Source organism: Streptomyces sp. NBC_01669 (assembly GCF_026339735.1).
Taxonomy (GTDB): Bacteria; Actinomycetota; Actinomycetes; order Streptomycetales; family Streptomycetaceae; genus Streptomyces; species Streptomyces yanii.
The window spans coordinates 413,239-429,563 of record NZ_JAPEQG010000001.1; the positions used below are offsets into that span (position 1 = coordinate 413,239).

Genomic DNA, 16,325 nt, shown 5'->3' on the forward strand with positions numbered 1-16,325 from the left:
CGGCCGACCCCGTGGGAGGTTCACGGCTGCGTGTGGGGTGCGGTCTCCTTCATAGCGTGCAGGGCGAGGGTGGAGTGGGCGTACGCGCCGCCTGCGCGCATCTCGGCCGCGACCCCGATCGCTTCCATGATCTCCTGCGGGTCGGCACCCTTGCGCTGGGCCGGGCGGGTGTGCCCCTGGATGCAGTACGGGCACGGGGTCACATGGGCGACGGCGATCAGCTGCTTGGTCTTCTCCCGCAGCGCGCCCTCCGCGAAGACGGCACGGCTGAAGTTGTCGAACGCCTCGTTGATGGCCGGGGCGGGCTCGGCGCGTCGCTGTCCGATCTCGGAAAGCGGTGCTGGTGGCGGGCGCGTGTCTCTCACTGCGCCGGGCTGTCCGAGGGGGTGCGCAGGGCCAGCAGGGCCACGTCGTCGTCGAACACCTGCCGGCTTCGGCTGATCAGAGCGTCGCACAGCTCCTCCAGCGGTGCCGTGGCCAGGCGGGCGGCCTGTTCGGCCAGGTCATCCAGTCCGGTGTCGATGTCCTGGTCGCGGCGCTCGACCAGCCCATCGGTGAACAGCAGCAGCGTGCTGCCGGGCGGGAGGGGGTGGTCGTGGCTGAACCGGGGGACGGACGCGTCGATGCCCACCGGGATTCCGTGACGGGCGGGCGCCAGGTAGCGCGTGCTGCCATCCGCGCCGACCAGCAGCGGCGGCAGATGCCCGGCGTTGCTCCAGCCGAAGGTGTACCCCCCGCCCACTGCACGGCCATGCTCGATGCGGCCGAGTATCAGGGTGGCTGTGGGCGGGTCGTCGAACATCGTCAGCGCGTGGTCCAGTTTTGACATGATCAGGCCGGGCGGCCCGCATCGGTCGAGGGCGATCGCCCGCAGCATGTTGCGGATCTGTCCCATCAGCGGGGCGGCCTCCACGTCGTGACCGGTCACGTCACCCACCACGACGCAGGTGGCGCCATCGGGCAGGACCATGGCGTCGTACCAGTCCCCGCCCAGCCTCGGCAGTTCGGACGCGGGTTCATAGCGGGCCGCGGCCTCGAGTGGCGAAAGGTCGGGAAGGACAGGCAGCATGCGGCGCTGAAAGTGCTCGGCGGCGCGTTTGAGCTGTTGATACAGGTGGGCGTTTTCGAGGCTGACGCCCGCGGCACTGGCCAACGCCGTCAGCAGGCCCTCGTCATCGTCATCGAAGGGCGTGCCATCCAGCTTGTCGGCGACATAGAGGTCGCCGTAGACCGTGCCGCGCACCACGAGCGGAACGCCCAACAGGGTCCGCATGACCGGATGCCCGGGCGGGAAGCCGACCGAACGAGGGTGCGCGGCCACATCCGCCACCCGCAACGGTTCCCGGTCGTCCACCATCGTGCGCAGCAGCCCATGGCCCTGCGGCAGGCCCAGGGCAGCGCACAGGTGCAGATCGTCGACGCCCACGGTGATCAGGTCGATGACCTTGCCGCTCTCCGAGAGCACCCCCAGTGCCCCATAGCGCGCGGCAACCAGGTCGGTGGCAGCCTCCACGATGCGGTGCAGCACGGTGTGGGTGTCCATGTCGGCGCTGACCGCCCCGACCGCGCCCAGCAGGCGCCGCAGTCGGTCCCGGTCCAGAGCACGCTGCGGCGGCCGCACGGCCACGCCGTCCCGGGCCTGGCCCCGCCCCCGCTTCTGCCACGGGCTGTGCGCCATGGCGCTTCCTCCTGGCGCCGTCGGGCGCCGTCATCATGTCGCCTGCCTTGTCACACTACGCGCTCACCCGACCGGGAGCAGACCCAAGCGGCGCGCCGTCCCTGTGCCCGCCCCAGGAGACCCGATCCATGCCCTTGACCTGTTCGGAACGATCAATTCACCCAGGGTCGGAGACCGTCTCACTGAGCTGCACGACGAAGCACTGCCATCCGCCGGAGTGCTACTGCTATCGATCTTCGCGAACGCATCGTGCACGCGGTTGGATGAGCACTGGTCCCTCGCCGAGGAAAGCGAACACAGCCAGACCTTCGCCGGCCCCGGCTGCCTCAAGCCGAACGGTAACCGGCCGGGCTACCGCAAGGTCCTGGAAAGAATCCACCGTTCGGCGCCGACGCTGACATCACCGCGTGGCGACGCAGCCTCGGCCTACGAGAGGGAGCGCTCAGCGAGTGTGCGTGTCCAAGGCGTCGATGATCTCGCGCCAGAGTTCGCGGGGGCGGTCGTGTCCCATTCCTGGAAGCAGCAAGAGCCTCGCTCCGGGCACCAGGTCGGCGGTGCGCTTCCCGCCACTGGGGTCGATCAGCGTGTCATCCAGACCATGAATCACCAAGGTCGGTACTCGAAGCCTGCGGAGTGCGTCAGCGCGTGAGCCACCGAGGATCATTGCTCCGAGTTGCCGCCCGACTCCGGCTGGATAGTAAGCGCGGTCGTAACTTTCGGCAGCCATCTCACGAAGGAGTGCGGGGTTGCCATAACGCTTGGAAGACCACACCAGTTCGCTTTCCGCCACTGCGATGTACCCCTCGCGATCTGGCGGCTTCGGGCTGAAGAGCACTGCTTGGGCCTCGGCGCTGGGCCGGCCATAGTCGGGCTCGCCGGTCGAGGACATCATCGACGTCAGGGTCAGCACTCGCGTCGGCTGGCTGATAGCCATCGTCTGGGCGATCATGCCGCCCATCGAGGATCCGACCACGTGAGCTCGTTCAATTCCGAGCGCGGTGAGCAACCCGAGGCCGTCGTCGGCCATGTCCTGCAGTGTGTAGGGCACCATCGCGAGGGCGGACGAGATATCTCTCGAGCTCACAGCGTTGATGAACCGGCCCATGTCGACAGGGTGATCGTCGAACTTGGTGGACAGCCCGCAGTCGCGGTTGTCGTACCGGATAACGTAGCGTCCACGTTCTGCGAGTGCACGACAGAAGTTCTTGTGCCAGGCGATCATCTGGGCACTGAAGCCCATCACGAGCAGGACGGCCGGATCAGAGGGATCACCGAAAGTCTCGTACTCGATGGACACTGCGGGCGAGGCTTCAACATTCGGCATGCTGGGAGTGTCCCAGCATCGCCCGTTTGAGCGCACCCGGTATTAGCAACGCTTGGCCTGCCCGTTCCGCAGCGGCTGGTGCAATGCGAGAGGTGCTCCGGTTGGAAGAGCTTCTGTTCCCGTCGGTCCGGGACATCGCGGTGCTGTCGGTCGGCGTGAGCAATGAGGCGATACGGATCGAGCCCAGTGCACGATGGCCGGGGCCGACCGCGCTGGGTGCGCGGGCTGGTCGGAGCGGGTTCACAGCTCCCATCTGCGGTTTCCCGCTGACGTGCCCAGTGCAGGCAAGCGGGTTCGGCTGTGCCTGCGGGTTCGCCGGTTCGTCTGCGAGAATGCGTTGTGCGAACGGCGGACGTCGGCCGCCAGCCGGACGCCCGCGTAGTTGGGGGCGGCCGGACCGAACCTGCGGCAGGTCACCAGCTCCTCACGCCACCCGGCGAACAGCGCCACTTGTCCGACCAAGACGCGGCGTCGTCCTGCACCTGCTGATTCAGGTCGGGATGACGGCACGTCAACAGCTTCTGGTGTCATCCAGTTAGGCGAGAGCATCATCGATGTCGCCAAGCGCTGTGTCCTGTAAGGCTGTTGTCTTTCCGATCTCGGAGCTTGACGGTCGAACGAGAGTTCAACGGGATTCGTGATCGTGGTTCTTACACTGACCGGCCTCGTGGTCGTCCTCTTCTTCGCATCCACCTCCCGCTACCTTCCTCTGAAGCGCAGCCCACGACCGGACTGGGTCACGAATAGCTGCCGCGCCCCCGGAGGATCCGGGCCACCGACTCCTCGGGATCCACCGTGGTCGCCCGCCTCAGATGGATCTCCAGCGTCTCGTACGGCACCCGGGCAACATGCGCGGCGTGCAGCGCCCGCAGCCCGCCACTGACGGCGCGTCGGGAGCCGCGACACCCAGTGGCTCCGGATAGCGGCCGGCATCCACCTTCGACACGCCCTGGACTCTAGTGCCCCCCGGCAAGCTTTACCCCGTCGCACCGCCCAACACGCACTCCCCCAAGGCTTAAGGGCCAGGGGGGACCCCCTTCCGCGTCGGCCAAAAGCCCTGGAAGCTCCTTCCCCAAGCTCTCAACTCCGCTCGAGCGGGGGAGACCCCATCCAAGGACGTCCGGCCGCCTTGCGATCGCACGCCCTGGACGACGCTCCTCATGGGGCAAACATGGCCGGTCACGGCACTGGTCAGCACCGGTGACTTCCAGTCAACTCCGGTTGAATCAGCAGCCGATCGGTGCGCTGGCACCCGCGCACGGGTGGCGTCGGCGCGGAAGATTCCCGTCAACCCATTACCAAGCGTTTACTGAGCAGATACCTTTCTCCTTGCCGGTGGCAGGGGGCGGAGCGATCCGGCCGTCCCTGCCTGCCCCGGAGTACCGCCGTATGTCGTTCGGCCAGTTTTCGGCAATTACGCCTATGTCTCATGGACCGCCGGAAGGAAGCGCTTTGAACGCTCGGAACCGCCGCACCACGGTAGCCGCCGTATCTGTCGCAGGGCTCATAGCGCCGCTGCTGCTGATCGGATCGGGCACCGCCTCCGCCCACAGCGACCCTGCCAAGGAGGCTGCCAAGCTCGCAAAGAAGCTCGTCAAGAAGAGCAACGCCGGGGATGCCTACGAGCATCTGAAGCAGTTCCAGCGGATCGCCGACAAGAACGGGAACACCCGGGTGGCCGGGTCGGAGGGGCACCGGCAGTCGGCCGAGTACGTCGAAGGCCTACTGAGGAAGGCCGGGTACTTGGTGACCCGGAACGAGTTCGACTACCCGTTCGCCCAGACGCTGGCGCAGAGCCTGCGGGTGGTGTCGCCGCAGCAACAGGACGTCCCGGTGATCGCCATGACGTACTCCGCCAGCAGCCCGGTCGGCGGCATCACCGCCCCGGTCTCGGTGGTGCCGGTCGACGCCACCACCGGCTGCGAGCCGGAGGACTACGCCCCCGGGACGTTCACCGGCAAGATCGCGCTGATCAAGCGCGGCGGCTGCACCTTTGCGCAGAAGCAGGAGACCGCCGCCGGTGCGGGCGCGGTCGGCGCGATCATCTACAACAACACCGAGGGCGCGCTCAACGGCACCCTGGGAGACCCGTCCGTCGCCAAGATCCCGACCGGCGGCGTCACGCAGGCGGACGGCGAGGCGCTCGCAGCCAAGGCCGCCGCCGGCGCAGTGACCGTCAACCTGGAGATCCGCACCTTCGCGGAGACCCGGCACACCTACAACGTGATCGCCGAGACCAAGGGCGGCGACGCCGACAACGTGGTGATGTTCGGCGCCCACCTGGACTCGGTGGCGGCCGGCCCGGGCATCAATGACAACGGCTCCGGCTCCGCGGGCATTCTCGACGTGGCCCTGAACCTTGCCCACAAGAACGTCAAGAACAAGGTGCGCTTCTCCTGGTGGTCGGCTGAGGAGTTCGGCCTGCTGGGCTCGGAGGCGTACGTCAACAGCCTCTCGGCGGCGGACCTTGCGAAGGTCAAGCTGTACCTGAACTTCGACATGATCGCCTCGCCGAACTACGCCCAGTTCGTCTACGACGGCGACGACTCCGACCAAGTCGGTGCCGGCCCCGGCCCGGAGGGCTCGGCGCAGCTGGAGAGGCAGATCACCGACTACCTGGACAGCCGGGGCACCCCGCACGAGGGCACCGACTTCACCGGCCGGTCGGACTACGGGCCGTTCATCGAGGTGGGCATCCCCTCGGGCGGCACCTTCACCGGCGCCGAGGGCATCAAGACGGCCGAGCAGGCAAAGGTGTACGGCGGTAAGGCCGGTGTCGCGTACGACGCCTGCTACCACGCCGCTTGCGACACCTTGAAGAACATCAACATGAAGGCGTTCGACGTCAACGTCGACGTCATCGCCAACGCGGTGGGCCAGTACGCCTGGGACACCAGCCTTCTGAGCAAGCCGGTGGCACCGCAGAACACCAAGGGTTCGGCGGGCAGCGGCGGTGGCCTGCACGAGGGCCACGACCACGAGGTCACCGAGTAACTCCCGGTACACACGGGAGGGGAGGGCCGGACTGTCCGGCCCTCCCCTTCGATGCTGCGGCGGGATGCGCGGTCGCTACGGTTCCTTGCGGAGGGAGACCCTGGCAGGTGGGCTTGATCCAAGGCCGGGTAGTCAGGGCTTGCCGGGAACAAGCCGTCGCTTCCGGGATCGTGCCTCGTTGTTGTGGTGTGGGGATTCCAGAGGGGGCCGATTCGATGCTGACGGCGAAGTTCCAGGCGTTGTCCCCGCACTTGGACGAGTGCCAGCGTCGGCTGGTCATAGGGGCAGAGGCCCGGTCGCTGGGACACGGCGGGATCAGGCTTGTCGCCCGTGCGGCCGGGGTGCGTGAGGGCACCGTCTCGCACGGGGTAGCTGAACTGGAATCCGGGGAGGCGCCGTTGGGACGGGTCCGCCGGGTGGGCGGGGGCCGCAAGCGGGCGGTGGACCTGGATCCGGGGCTGCGGCCCGCGCTACTGGCGCTGGTCGAGCCGGACGTGCGCGGGGATCCGATCTCGCCGCTGCGGTGGACGGTGAAGTCGACCCGGCAGTTGGCCGGCGATCTGACCCGGCAGGGCCACCGGGTCTCGGCGGACACCGTCGCCGTCCTGCTGCGCGAGGAGGGCTTCAGCCTGCAGGGCAACGCCACCCGTTGAAGGTGCACAACATCACGACAGGGATGCACAGTTCCGCTATATCAACGAGCAAGGCCAAGGAGTTCCAGGCCGCGGGAGACCCGGTGGTGAGCGTCGACACGAAAAAGAAGGAGATGGTCGGGAACTACAAGAACGCCGGACGTGAGTGGCATCGCGAGGGCGTTCCGGTCCAGGTCCGCACTCACGACTTCCCCGACGCCGATCTCGGCAAGGCGATCCCGTACGGAATCTATGACCTGACGGCGGAGTCTGGCTGGGTCAGCGTCGGTACCGACCACGACACCGCCGCCTTCGCCGTCGCCTCGATCCGCCGCTGGTGGCATGCGGCCGGCCGCATCGCGTACCCCGCCTCCCGGCACCTTCTGATCACCGCGGATGCGGGCGGGTCCAACGGATACCGCACCCGCGCCTGGAAGTTCGAGCTGGCTGCCCCGGCCGTCGAGACAGGCCTGGAGATCACCGTATGTCACTTTCCTCCAGGCACTTCAAATAGGGTCGGGGACTGGCGCGGTGACACAGCACGTGCGTTCCGTTTCCAGCCCCCGCCACCTCGATTCCGTGCATGCGGTTCTCCCGCACACGGCTCACCGACGCCGTTCACCACCGGCATTCGGCTTCCCCCGCCAGTCCCGGAAGGGCCTGGGGGCGACGACGTTCCCAGAGAGGCTGACCAGGCCCAGATGGTCCGGGGAGGCATACGACACCACGTACCGTCCAAAGCCACGGGAGCGTTTGTGGCGTTTGCCGATGAACAGCGCCATCCGCATCCGCACGTACTCCCTGATCACCCCGAAGCGGTGTGCTGAGTTGCCGTACTTGAAGTATGCGGCCCAGCCGGTCAGGAACCGGTTGAGGTCCTGAACCACCACCTCGGTGGGCAGCAGCAGCCGGGAGCGGTCCGTCAGTTCCCGGATTCGCTCCCGTGCGTGCCGCACCGCCTTGTCCGCGGGCCAGCGGGCGAGGAAGGGGAACGGCCGTCTCCCTTTGAGAGCGGGCGCGTTCACCATCCGATGATGAAAGCCGAGGAAGTCCACTCCCTCGCCTCCCACCTTCAGCTGCACGATCCTGGTTTTGGCTTCCTTCGGCTCCAGGCCGAGCTCGGCCAGCAGTTCCCGAAGCCGCGCCAGCGCGGCTTCGGCCTGCTTCCGGGATCTGCACATCACCACGGCATCGTCGGCGTAACGCACCAGAACCCCGTGCTCCCGCTCGTCCCATGCCCGGTCAATCCGGTGCAGGTAGACATTGCAGAGCAAGGCGGATGCAACCCCGCCTTGTGGGGTTCCGGTTACCGGCCGACGGACCTGCCCCTCCTCCATGACCCCCGCGCGCAGCATCACACGCAGCAGCTTCAGGAACGACTGGTCACAGACGCGTTCCTCGACCGCCTGTATCAACTTCTCGATCGGAATCGCCTCGAAGCAGTTGGCGATGTCCGTCTCCACCACCCAGTTGCGCCCCCGCCAGGACTCATCAATGAGTACCTGGAGCGCATCATGGGCACCGCGCCGGGGACGGAACCCGAACGAGCACGGAAGGAAATCCGCCTCGAACACCGGCTCCGCCACCAGTTTCCACGCGGCCTGGACGATCCGGTCGCGCACCGAAGGGATCGACAGCGGCCTTTGCTCCAGCGTGCCGGGCTTGGGTATGAACACCCGACGCGCCGGAAGCGGACGATAGCTGCCCGTCTTCAGCTCCACGGCCAGTTCATCGAGGAGCCGGGCCACCCCGTACTCCTCAACCTCCTCCACGGTGATCCGGTCGATACCCGGAGCGCCGTTGTTCCGGCGCACCGCCACCCACCCACGCCATAGGACGTCCCTGCGCGAGACTTTGTCCATCAGCGCGTGAAACCGCCGTCCGGGATCAGCCTTGGCCGCCCGGTAGAGCGCATGCTGCAAGGCACGGACCGGATCCGAGGGAGAACGTCCCCCGTCGGCGGGACTAGCCACCTGGGCACTCACCGGGCCCCTCCTCCACATCTCTACGCATCGACGAAGCAGCGGCCCTTCCCTCACCGGCGGTTATGTTGTCCGCTCGGCTCCAGCAGTACTACGGCCGCCTCTGACGCCCACCCGACCAGCACCCACTTCCCGAGGTCATCGGTTATAGGGCACCCAGCTTCCGGCGGCATCTGCGCGCAGGCCACCGGGCCGGGGAGGGCCTCTCCAGTTCCCGCCGTCACTATCCGAACGTTCCGCGCCCCTTACGCCGGGGAGTTCCTCACGGCTGCGATTCCAGGATCTTCGCCGTTTCCATGGCCTTCGCCCTGACACTCCGGGCTCGGCTCTCCCTTGTCCCACCTCACGATGGGGATTTTCACGACGCGGCAGGCTTCGCTTGATGCTACGGACCGTACGGTTGCTCCCCCTGAAGGGCTTTTGACGCTGGGCTTCGACACCGGGCGTTTCCCCCCGATGCCGCCAGCCTGCTACCGGGCCTCCTGGCAGCTACCCGGACCGGACTCGCACCGGCAAGCGACGACGAGCTTACGACTGGCGATCAACCGCCTACATGATCAACCTCCAGCCTTCTGGACGCACAATGGAACAAGGTCGAACACCGGCTGTTCTCCCACATCCTTGAACGGGTCGGTGATGGTCAGGTGGGCCAGGTCAGCTGGCCGACCGGCGAGGGGCCGAACAGCCACAGTGTGGACACACCTGAGACCGCAAGCGGGCGAATGAGGAAGCGCGGGACCTCGCCTGCGTGCTCGGGCCCTGACGGACCTGACGCCGACATCAGGTGACACCAGGACAGCCTTACCAGGTGTCACCTCGGTAAGCGCGCCTCAGTTCAGTGGTAGCCGCTCAGGGAACCGCCGCTCCACGGTAGCCCCGCCGAGGCGGGAGTCCAGGCAACACCGTGGACGGGGCCCGCGGCCGCGTGTCGGCGGGTTCCTTCTGCGCCGGACGACCGGCGAGGGCCGCGACGATGTCGGCTGCGGTCAGCACCCCGGCGAGACGCCCGTCTTCCTCCAGCACCGGCAGGGCGTCGGCTTCGGAATAGCTCATGAGGTCGGCTGCGTGGCGTACGGTCTGCTCGACATGTACGAGCGCCAACCTGCGGGCGGGCAGGAGGTCGCCCACGCGCAGGCCGGACAGCGAGGCGGCCGGTGCCGCACAGACGACCGCCACGTCGGCCCTGTCCAGCAGGCCGGCACAGCGACCATCCGGATGCACGACCGGAAGGTGACGGAAGCCGGAACGCTCCAGCAACTCCCAGGCCACGAGCACGGTTTCGTCGACATCGATCGTGACCACACCGGTGCGCATCACGACAGCGACCGTCCGCGCCAAGACCTCCTGCTCACCGTGGACCGCCCCCGGCTTCTGCTCCTCCATGGTCGCCTCCTTCTTCTTTGCGAGCGTCGCCGCGGCGTCACGGCGAGGGCGTCGGCTTCCCATTCGCCGCGGTGTGGTGGCCGTCCGACCGCTGTTGCTGTTGGAGTACGTCGAGGACCACGGATCCGTCGACGGTCTCGCGGGTGGTGAGCAGTCCGGCAAGGGTGTCCAGCGCCTCCCGGTGGTCGCGCAGCAGAACCACCGCGCGTTCCTCGGCCTCCCGCAGCAGGCGGGCGGTCTCCTCGTCGACGATGCGCTGGGTCTGCTCGGAATAGGGCCGGTGCAGTGTCTCTTCGGTGCTCTCGCCGCCAAGGTAGCGAGAGGCTCCGGAGCCGTATCCGATGGGGCCGAGGGCCGGGGACAGGCCGAACTCGCGAACCATGCGGGCGGCGAGCTGGGTGGCGCCGGCCAGGTCGTCGGCGGCACCGGTCGAGCCCTCGCCGAAGACGACCAGCTCGGCCGCACGGCCGCCGAGCCGGACGGTCAGCAGGTCGGTCAGATAGCCCTCGCTGTACAGGTGCCGTTCGGCCTCCGGGAGCTGCTCAGTGGCACCCAGCGAAGGCCCGGCGGGCAGGATGGTGACCTTGGCGACCGGGTCAGCGTGCTCGCACAGGGCCGCCATGAGCGCGTGTCCGGATTCGTGGACGGCCACAGAGTGCCGTTCCGCGGGCAGCAGGGCGTTGGTGGACTCCCGCCGCCCCAGGAGCAGCCGGTCGCGGGCGTCGCCGAGACCCCGGGCGTCGATGACGGAACCCCCTGCACGGACCGCATTGATGGCGGCCTCGTTGACCAGATTGGCGAGGTCAGCGCCGGAGAAGCCGGGCGTGGCCCGGGCGACGGTGTCCCAGTCGACGTCCGGCGCCAGGGTCTTGCCGCGGGCGTGGACGGCCAGGATGGACCCCCGTTCGGCCTGGTTGGGCAGTGGCACGGTCACGTGCCGGTCGAAGCGGCCGGGGCGCAGCAGCGCCGGGTCGAGAGCCTCGGGCCGGTTGGTCGCGGCCAGGACAACGATGCCGCTGGCCTGGTCGAAGCCGTCCATCTCGGCGAGGAGCTGGTTGAGGGTCTGCTCGCGTTCGTCGTTGCCGCCCAGCCGGGCAGCCCCGCCGCGACGGCTGCCGACGGCGTCGATCTCGTCGATGAAGATGATCGAGGGGGCCCGTTTGCGCGCCTCGGCGAACAGGTCGCGCACCCGGGAGGCCCCGACACCGACGAACATCTCCACGAACGCCGAGCCGGTCACCGACAGGAACGGGACCTCCGCCTCACCGGCCACCGCGCGGGCGATGAGGGTCTTACCAGTGCCCGGCGGGCCCACCATGATCACACCACGTGGTCCCTTGGCTCCCGCGACCGCGTAGCGCTCAGGGCTGCGCAGGAAGTCGACGATCTCGCTGATCTCCTGCTTGACGCCCCCGTAGCCCGCGACGTCCTCGAAGCGGGTGGTCGGCCGCTCGGTCTCGATGATCTTGGCGCGGGCCCGCCCGATGGCGCTGAGCCCCCCGCCCAGTGTCCTTCCTGCCTGGCGGCCGGCCCACACGAACAGAGCGACGATGAACAGAAGCGGCAGAAACAGCACCAGCAGTGTCCCGAGGGGGCTGCCGCTGCTGCTCCGGGACGCGGTGATCTCCACGTTCTTGGACTGCAACTGCTGCTCCAGGCGACTGTTGTCCAAAGCGGTGGGTATCCGCGTGGTGAATTTCTTACCGTCCTTGAGGGTTCCCTTGATGGCGCCCTTGTCGTCGATATCGACTGTCTTGACCTGACCGACGCTCACCTTGCCGACGAACTCGCTGTACGACAGCGACGCGCCCCCCTGGGGGGAGGGAGTTCGCATCAGCACCACGAGCAGCAAGACCAACGCAGCGACGGGTAGCAGCCAGCGAGACCAGGAAGGCCCCGGCGAAGGCGCCGGCGGCTTGGATGCCTCGCGCGGGGGCCCCGGTTTGGCCGAGCGTGACAGATGCCGGCCTGACAGACGAACTGATGTGATCACCGGACGGCTCCCTTGGCGAAAGGACGAACCTCGGCGAGACCGTTCCCGCAACTCGAAGAGACATCGCAGGTGGGCGTCCCACTTCCAGGATCAACGCCTTCTCCGGCAGGAGCGAACGCACCGTGTCGGGGCCTGGTCACCGCGCGGTCCCGACCGGAGAAACCGGCCGACCAGGACCAGGAGTCCTCCCGCACCCCAGCAGGCCCCCAAGGTCCAGGTGGAGACCCTCGAGCAGCTGCCACCGGACGCGGCGGGGTACGCGCGGGACAAGGTACAGGCCGTCCTCGGTGCCAGACGCGGGAACCGGTTCTGTTCGCCCGGCAAAACTGACCCGCACAGCGAACCCGACGGCGGAGCGGCCGGTGATCCCCCAGGCCAACGTGGACGTCAACGGTCCACCTGCCCGCGCGCACGTTGCGGGGCAGACCGTCACCCAGGCTGTCGACCTGCTCCAGGACCGGCTGGCTTAGCGGCTGGCCCAGCACTGGGAGGCCCGCCGCGGCCGGATGCCCGTCCCGGCCACGGCACGGCAGCGAACCCACCCACCACCCCGACAACTATCGCGACCGTCAACAGTCTGCACGGCCTGGGCGGAAACCTGGCTGATCGTCTCGATCGTCCTGACGGCGATCGCGGCCGACAGCTGGCTGAGGTTCCCCCGAGATGCGGAGGGGGTCCACGTCGGCGAGTGGAACGAAACCCCCTGCCTGCTGTTCAGCACGAAGCTTCCGACAGATGGCACAGTGACCGTGCACACACTCCAGGCCCCGGGAAGAGGGGGATGGCTGATCAGTCCAACAGGAGGGCGGGCAGCAAACCTGTACGCGGCCCCGGCAGGAGAACATCATGCCCGGCATCCAGCCCCCGGCCGAGGGCGACCTGACGCCCGAGCCGGTATCTGGCTGCCACATACCGCCAGAACGCTACGCATGGTTCGGACAGGTGCTCGCCGGCACGACAGCCGCCGGACTCATGGCGTTCACCGGTTCCGACAAGGCAACCGCCCACCACCGGACTGATCGGCAGGGCCAAAAGCACTTCACGGGCTACGAACACGCCACCAGTACCAGCGTCCAGGACATCAGCCACGAGCTGCTCGGCAAGGACTGCTCCGGCACCGACCACGTCTTCCGGCTGGACGGACCGCGCATGGAGGCGTTCTCCGGAGTGGACTCGAAGCTCTTCGGCCTCCTCGCCAAGGGACACGTCGAGGAGTACCGCGCCATCGTTCACGCCACCCGCCACGACCGCCCTCAAGTCGCCCAGGAAGACGAGGAGCACACGGCGGTGGCCGGCCCGGAGCTCCGGGCCGGCCACCGCCGCTCGTCGGGACGGCGCTACTCCTCGTACACGGTGGTGCGTGTCAGCGGCAGGCGCAGCGTCTCCCGGAAGGAGAAGAGCACCACCAGAACAGACACCAGCGCCAGCCCCATCAGGTAGAAGCCGGGGGCCAGGGGAGTTCCGCCCAGGGAGACCAGACCGGTCGCGACGAAGGGGGCGGTGCCGCCGAAGAGAACGTACGCGGCGGTGTAGCCGATGGCCGAACCACTCGCCCGCAGCTGGCCGGGGAACATCTCGACCATCGCGGGCACATTGGAGGTGCCGATCACCGCGACCAGTACGGCAAGCACCATCGTGCCCGCGATCGCGCCCGCCAGCCCCTTACCGATCAGCCAGAAAGCGGGCAGGGTGGCCACGGTGAAGCCGCCGCACGCGACGAGCAGCATCGGTTTACGGCCGAACCGGTCACTGGCCGCGGCCATCAGCGGGCAGGCCAGGCTGTACGCGAGCATGGCCACCATGCTGGTGAGCATGGCCTCCGACTTGGTGTACCCGACCTCTTCGGACATGTAGGTGATCATGTAGCTGCTCATCAGGTAGTACCCGACGGCGTTGGTGATGCTGTAGCCGAACAGGGTCAGTACCTGCCGGCGGCAGACCCGCCATGCCTCGCGCAGCGGCGCCTCCTGCACCACGTCGCCCTTCTCCAGGGCCCGGAAGACCGGGGTGTCCTGAATACGACTGCGAAGGTACAGGCCGATGAGACCGAGCGGCCCGGCGAGCAGGAACGGAATGCGCCAGCCCCAGCTGTTCAGCGCCGCCTCGTCGAGCGACGAGGTGATCAGCAGGCCGGTCAACGCACCGGCGACGGAGGCGAATCCGACGGTGAGCGGCACCACGCTGGCATAGCGTGCCCGGCGGCCCTCGGGGGCGTACTCCATGATGAACGCCGAGGCCCCGGTGTACTCGCCGCCCGTGGAGAAGCCCTGCATGGCCCTCAGCAGGAAGAGCAGCACGGGGGCCGCGGTGCCAAGCGTCGCGTAGCTGGGCAGCAGACCGATGAGCAGGGTCGAACCGCTCATGCACAGCACACTCAGCGCGAGCATGCGGTTGCGTCCGATGCGGTCGCCGTAGCGGCCGAAGAACGCGGCGCCGAGGGGGCGGGCGATGAAGCCGCCGGCGAAGACGGCCCAGGTGGCGAGGAGGGCCGCGGTCTTGTCGTACTGAGGGAAGAAGAGCCCGGCGATGGTCGCGGACATGATGGCGTACGCGCCCGAGTCGAACCACTCCACGAAGTTGCCGATGGCCGTCGCGGTGGCCACCTTGCGGCGCACGCCCGGGGTGTTGGCGGTCTCGGGGACCGCGGACGTCGCAGGCAGGGGAGGAGACACCGGGGCACCACTGTCGGTCGTCATGTCCGTCCGTCCTTCCGGGGTGGCGCCGCGGCGTCGGGGCCGACGGGGCTGAGGTCACGGGCGCGAAGAGCGGCTCGCTGGATCTTTCCCGTGGCTGAGCGGGGAAGTTCTCCGACGAACTCGATCAGGCGCGGATAGGCGAAGTGCGAGTGCGCGGCGCGGGCGAAGCGGGTGATGTCCCGCGCCAGGGCTTCGTCCGGTTCGTAACCGGAGCTGAGCTCGATCCAGGCCTTGACGGCCTGTCCGCGCACCGGGTCCGGGACGCCGACGACTCCGGCGTCGGCGACCGCGGGGTGACCGCGCAGCACAGCCTCCACCTCATACGGCCCCACACGGTAGCCGGACGTCTTGATGACGTCGTCGGTCCGGCCGAGGAACCAGAAGTACCCGTCCTCGTCCATGACGGCCTGGTCCTTCGTGTGGTACCAGGTGCCGCCGAACGACTCGGCCGATGCTTCGGGACGGTTCCAGTAGCCCAGCGGGAACTGAGGGTTGGATCCCGCACGCAGGCAGATCTCGCCCGGCTGCCCGACCGGCACCTCGTGGCCGTCGACGTCCATCAACGCCACGTCCCAGCCGGGAAGCGGACGGCCCATCGAGCCGGGCTTGACCGGTACGCCGGGGAAGTTCCCGAGCAGCGGGTAGGACTCGGTGGACCCGTAGTAGTCCAGCAGGGTGACGTCGAACTGGGCACGGAACCACTCGATGAGATCAGGGGTGAGCGGCTCGTTCGAAGAACACACCACCCGCAGTGACTGGGGGTGACGACTGCCCGCATCCGGGACATCCTGCATCATCTTACGCAGGAAGGTCGGGTTGACCAGGGCCGTTGTGACCTTGTTACGGGACATGGCGGCCAGCAGCCCGGCGGGGTCGAAGCCGCCGGCCGGCCGGTACACGAGGTGCACGGCGCCCGCGCGGAGGGGGCCCATCAGCTTGGCCATGGACCAGGCCCAGTCCCCGGCTCCGTAGAACACGTCGCCCGGTCGCAGATCGTGGCAGTGACGGAATTCGTTGTGCCCCAGCAGGGTCCGGTGGGCATGCACGATGCCCTTGGCGGCACCCGTGGTGCCCGAGGTGTAGAAGATCAGCGCCGGGTCGTCCGGGGCAGTGTCGGCCGTGATGTACACCGGGGGCAGTGCACTGATCGCCGGGTCGTCGACGTTGACGACCGTGCCGCCGAAACCGGCGGCGCGATCGACGGCGGAGGTCTCGGTGACCAGAACGGCGGCACCGGAATCGGCCAGCCGGTAGCGGATGGGTTCGTCGGCCCACAGCAGCGACATCGTCACCAGGACGGCGCCGGTGCGCAGGACGCCGAGGTACGTCGCCGGGGTGTCGGGGCGCTGCGGGAGCAGCACCGCGACCCGGTCTCCCTTGCGTACGCCGAGCGCGTGCAGATGGGCGGCGACCTGCCGGGAGCGGTCCTGGATCTGCTGCCAGACGACCTCTTCGCGGTGACCGGTGTGGTCTTCGAAGACGAGCGCGAGCCGGTCGCCGGGATGACGGTCGGCGACATCGGCGGCCATGTTGTACCGGTCGGGGACGGTCCACCGGTGTTCTTCGACGAGACGGCGGTAGGCGCTCTCGCCGTCGGAGGCCGCGCCGGTATGCGGCGTGACGCTGGTGGTCATGGGGGTTCC

At 68.2% G+C, this 16,325-nt stretch carries 11 protein-coding genes and 1 pseudogene; 3 read left to right on the plus strand and 9 right to left on the minus strand.

What is annotated here, in order from left to right; translation table 11 throughout:
- Positions 1-20: 20 nt before the first annotated feature.
- The 4 genes from OG972_RS01945 to OG972_RS01960 all read right to left on the minus strand — a co-directional run bounded on the left by OG972_RS01945 (position 21) and on the right by OG972_RS01960 (position 3,874).
- Positions 21-365 carry a carboxymuconolactone decarboxylase family protein gene (locus OG972_RS01945; protein ID WP_266977949.1) on the minus strand — a complete coding sequence of 115 codons (345 nt, stop codon included), beginning with the start codon at positions 363-365 and terminating at the stop codon, positions 21-23.
- Positions 362-1,543 (minus strand): PP2C family protein-serine/threonine phosphatase, encoded by a 1,182-nt coding sequence (locus OG972_RS01950; protein WP_266977950.1) that lies wholly within the window; start codon positions 1,541-1,543, stop codon positions 362-364. Before OG972_RS01950 ends, OG972_RS01945 begins: the two co-directional genes overlap by 4 nt.
- A 577-nt stretch (positions 1,544-2,120) precedes the next feature.
- Positions 2,121-3,002, minus strand: a complete 882-nt coding sequence (locus OG972_RS01955) for an alpha/beta fold hydrolase (protein WP_266977951.1) — start codon at positions 3,000-3,002, stop codon at positions 2,121-2,123.
- A 737-nt stretch (positions 3,003-3,739) separates the two neighbouring features.
- On the minus strand, positions 3,740-3,874 hold the full coding sequence (locus OG972_RS01960) for an arylamine N-acetyltransferase (RefSeq protein ID WP_323135943.1): 135 nt from the start codon (positions 3,872-3,874) through the stop codon (positions 3,740-3,742).
- A 580-nt stretch (positions 3,875-4,454) separates the two neighbouring features.
- On the opposite strand from OG972_RS01960, the gene OG972_RS01965 reads away from it, so the two are divergent.
- Both OG972_RS01965 and OG972_RS01970 read left to right on the plus strand, forming a co-directional pair.
- Positions 4,455-5,996 carry a M28 family metallopeptidase gene (locus OG972_RS01965; protein ID WP_266977952.1) on the plus strand — a complete coding sequence of 514 codons (1,542 nt, stop codon included), beginning with the start codon at positions 4,455-4,457 and terminating at the stop codon, positions 5,994-5,996.
- A gap of 215 nt (positions 5,997-6,211) precedes the next feature.
- Positions 6,212-7,137: pseudogene (locus OG972_RS01970) on the plus strand (ISAzo13 family transposase); the annotation flags it as partial.
- Positions 7,138-7,233: 96 nt separating this feature from the next.
- Here the strand turns inward: OG972_RS01970 and ltrA are convergent.
- The 3 genes from ltrA to ftsH all read right to left on the minus strand — a co-directional run bounded on the left by ltrA (position 7,234) and on the right by ftsH (position 11,986).
- The gene (gene ltrA, locus OG972_RS01975) at positions 7,234-8,550 is read right to left on the minus strand and encodes a group II intron reverse transcriptase/maturase (protein WP_266990225.1); all 1,317 of its coding nucleotides are present in this window, start codon (positions 8,548-8,550) and stop codon (positions 7,234-7,236) included.
- A gap of 909 nt (positions 8,551-9,459) precedes the next feature.
- The gene (locus OG972_RS01980) at positions 9,460-9,993 is read right to left on the minus strand and encodes an HPP family protein (protein ID WP_266977953.1); all 534 of its coding nucleotides are present in this window, start codon (positions 9,991-9,993) and stop codon (positions 9,460-9,462) included.
- A gap of 37 nt (positions 9,994-10,030) precedes the next feature.
- A complete protein-coding gene (gene ftsH, locus OG972_RS01985) occupies positions 10,031-11,986 on the minus strand; it encodes an ATP-dependent zinc metalloprotease FtsH (protein WP_266977954.1) in 1,956 nt (651 codons plus the stop codon).
- A gap of 846 nt (positions 11,987-12,832) precedes the next feature.
- Here ftsH and OG972_RS01990 point away from each other — a divergent pair.
- The gene (locus OG972_RS01990) at positions 12,833-13,426 is read left to right on the plus strand and encodes a hypothetical protein (RefSeq protein ID WP_266977955.1); all 594 of its coding nucleotides are present in this window, start codon (positions 12,833-12,835) and stop codon (positions 13,424-13,426) included.
- Here the strand turns inward: OG972_RS01990 and OG972_RS01995 are convergent.
- Both OG972_RS01995 and OG972_RS02000 read right to left on the minus strand, forming a co-directional pair.
- The gene (locus OG972_RS01995) at positions 13,324-14,682 is read right to left on the minus strand and encodes an MFS transporter (protein ID WP_266977956.1); all 1,359 of its coding nucleotides are present in this window, start codon (positions 14,680-14,682) and stop codon (positions 13,324-13,326) included. The genes OG972_RS01990 and OG972_RS01995 overlap by 103 nt on opposite strands.
- Positions 14,679-16,316, minus strand: a complete 1,638-nt coding sequence (locus OG972_RS02000) for an acyl-CoA synthetase (protein ID WP_266977957.1) — start codon at positions 16,314-16,316, stop codon at positions 14,679-14,681. The genes OG972_RS01995 and OG972_RS02000 overlap by 4 nt, the downstream gene beginning before the upstream one ends.
- Positions 16,317-16,325: the final 9 nt, after the last annotated feature.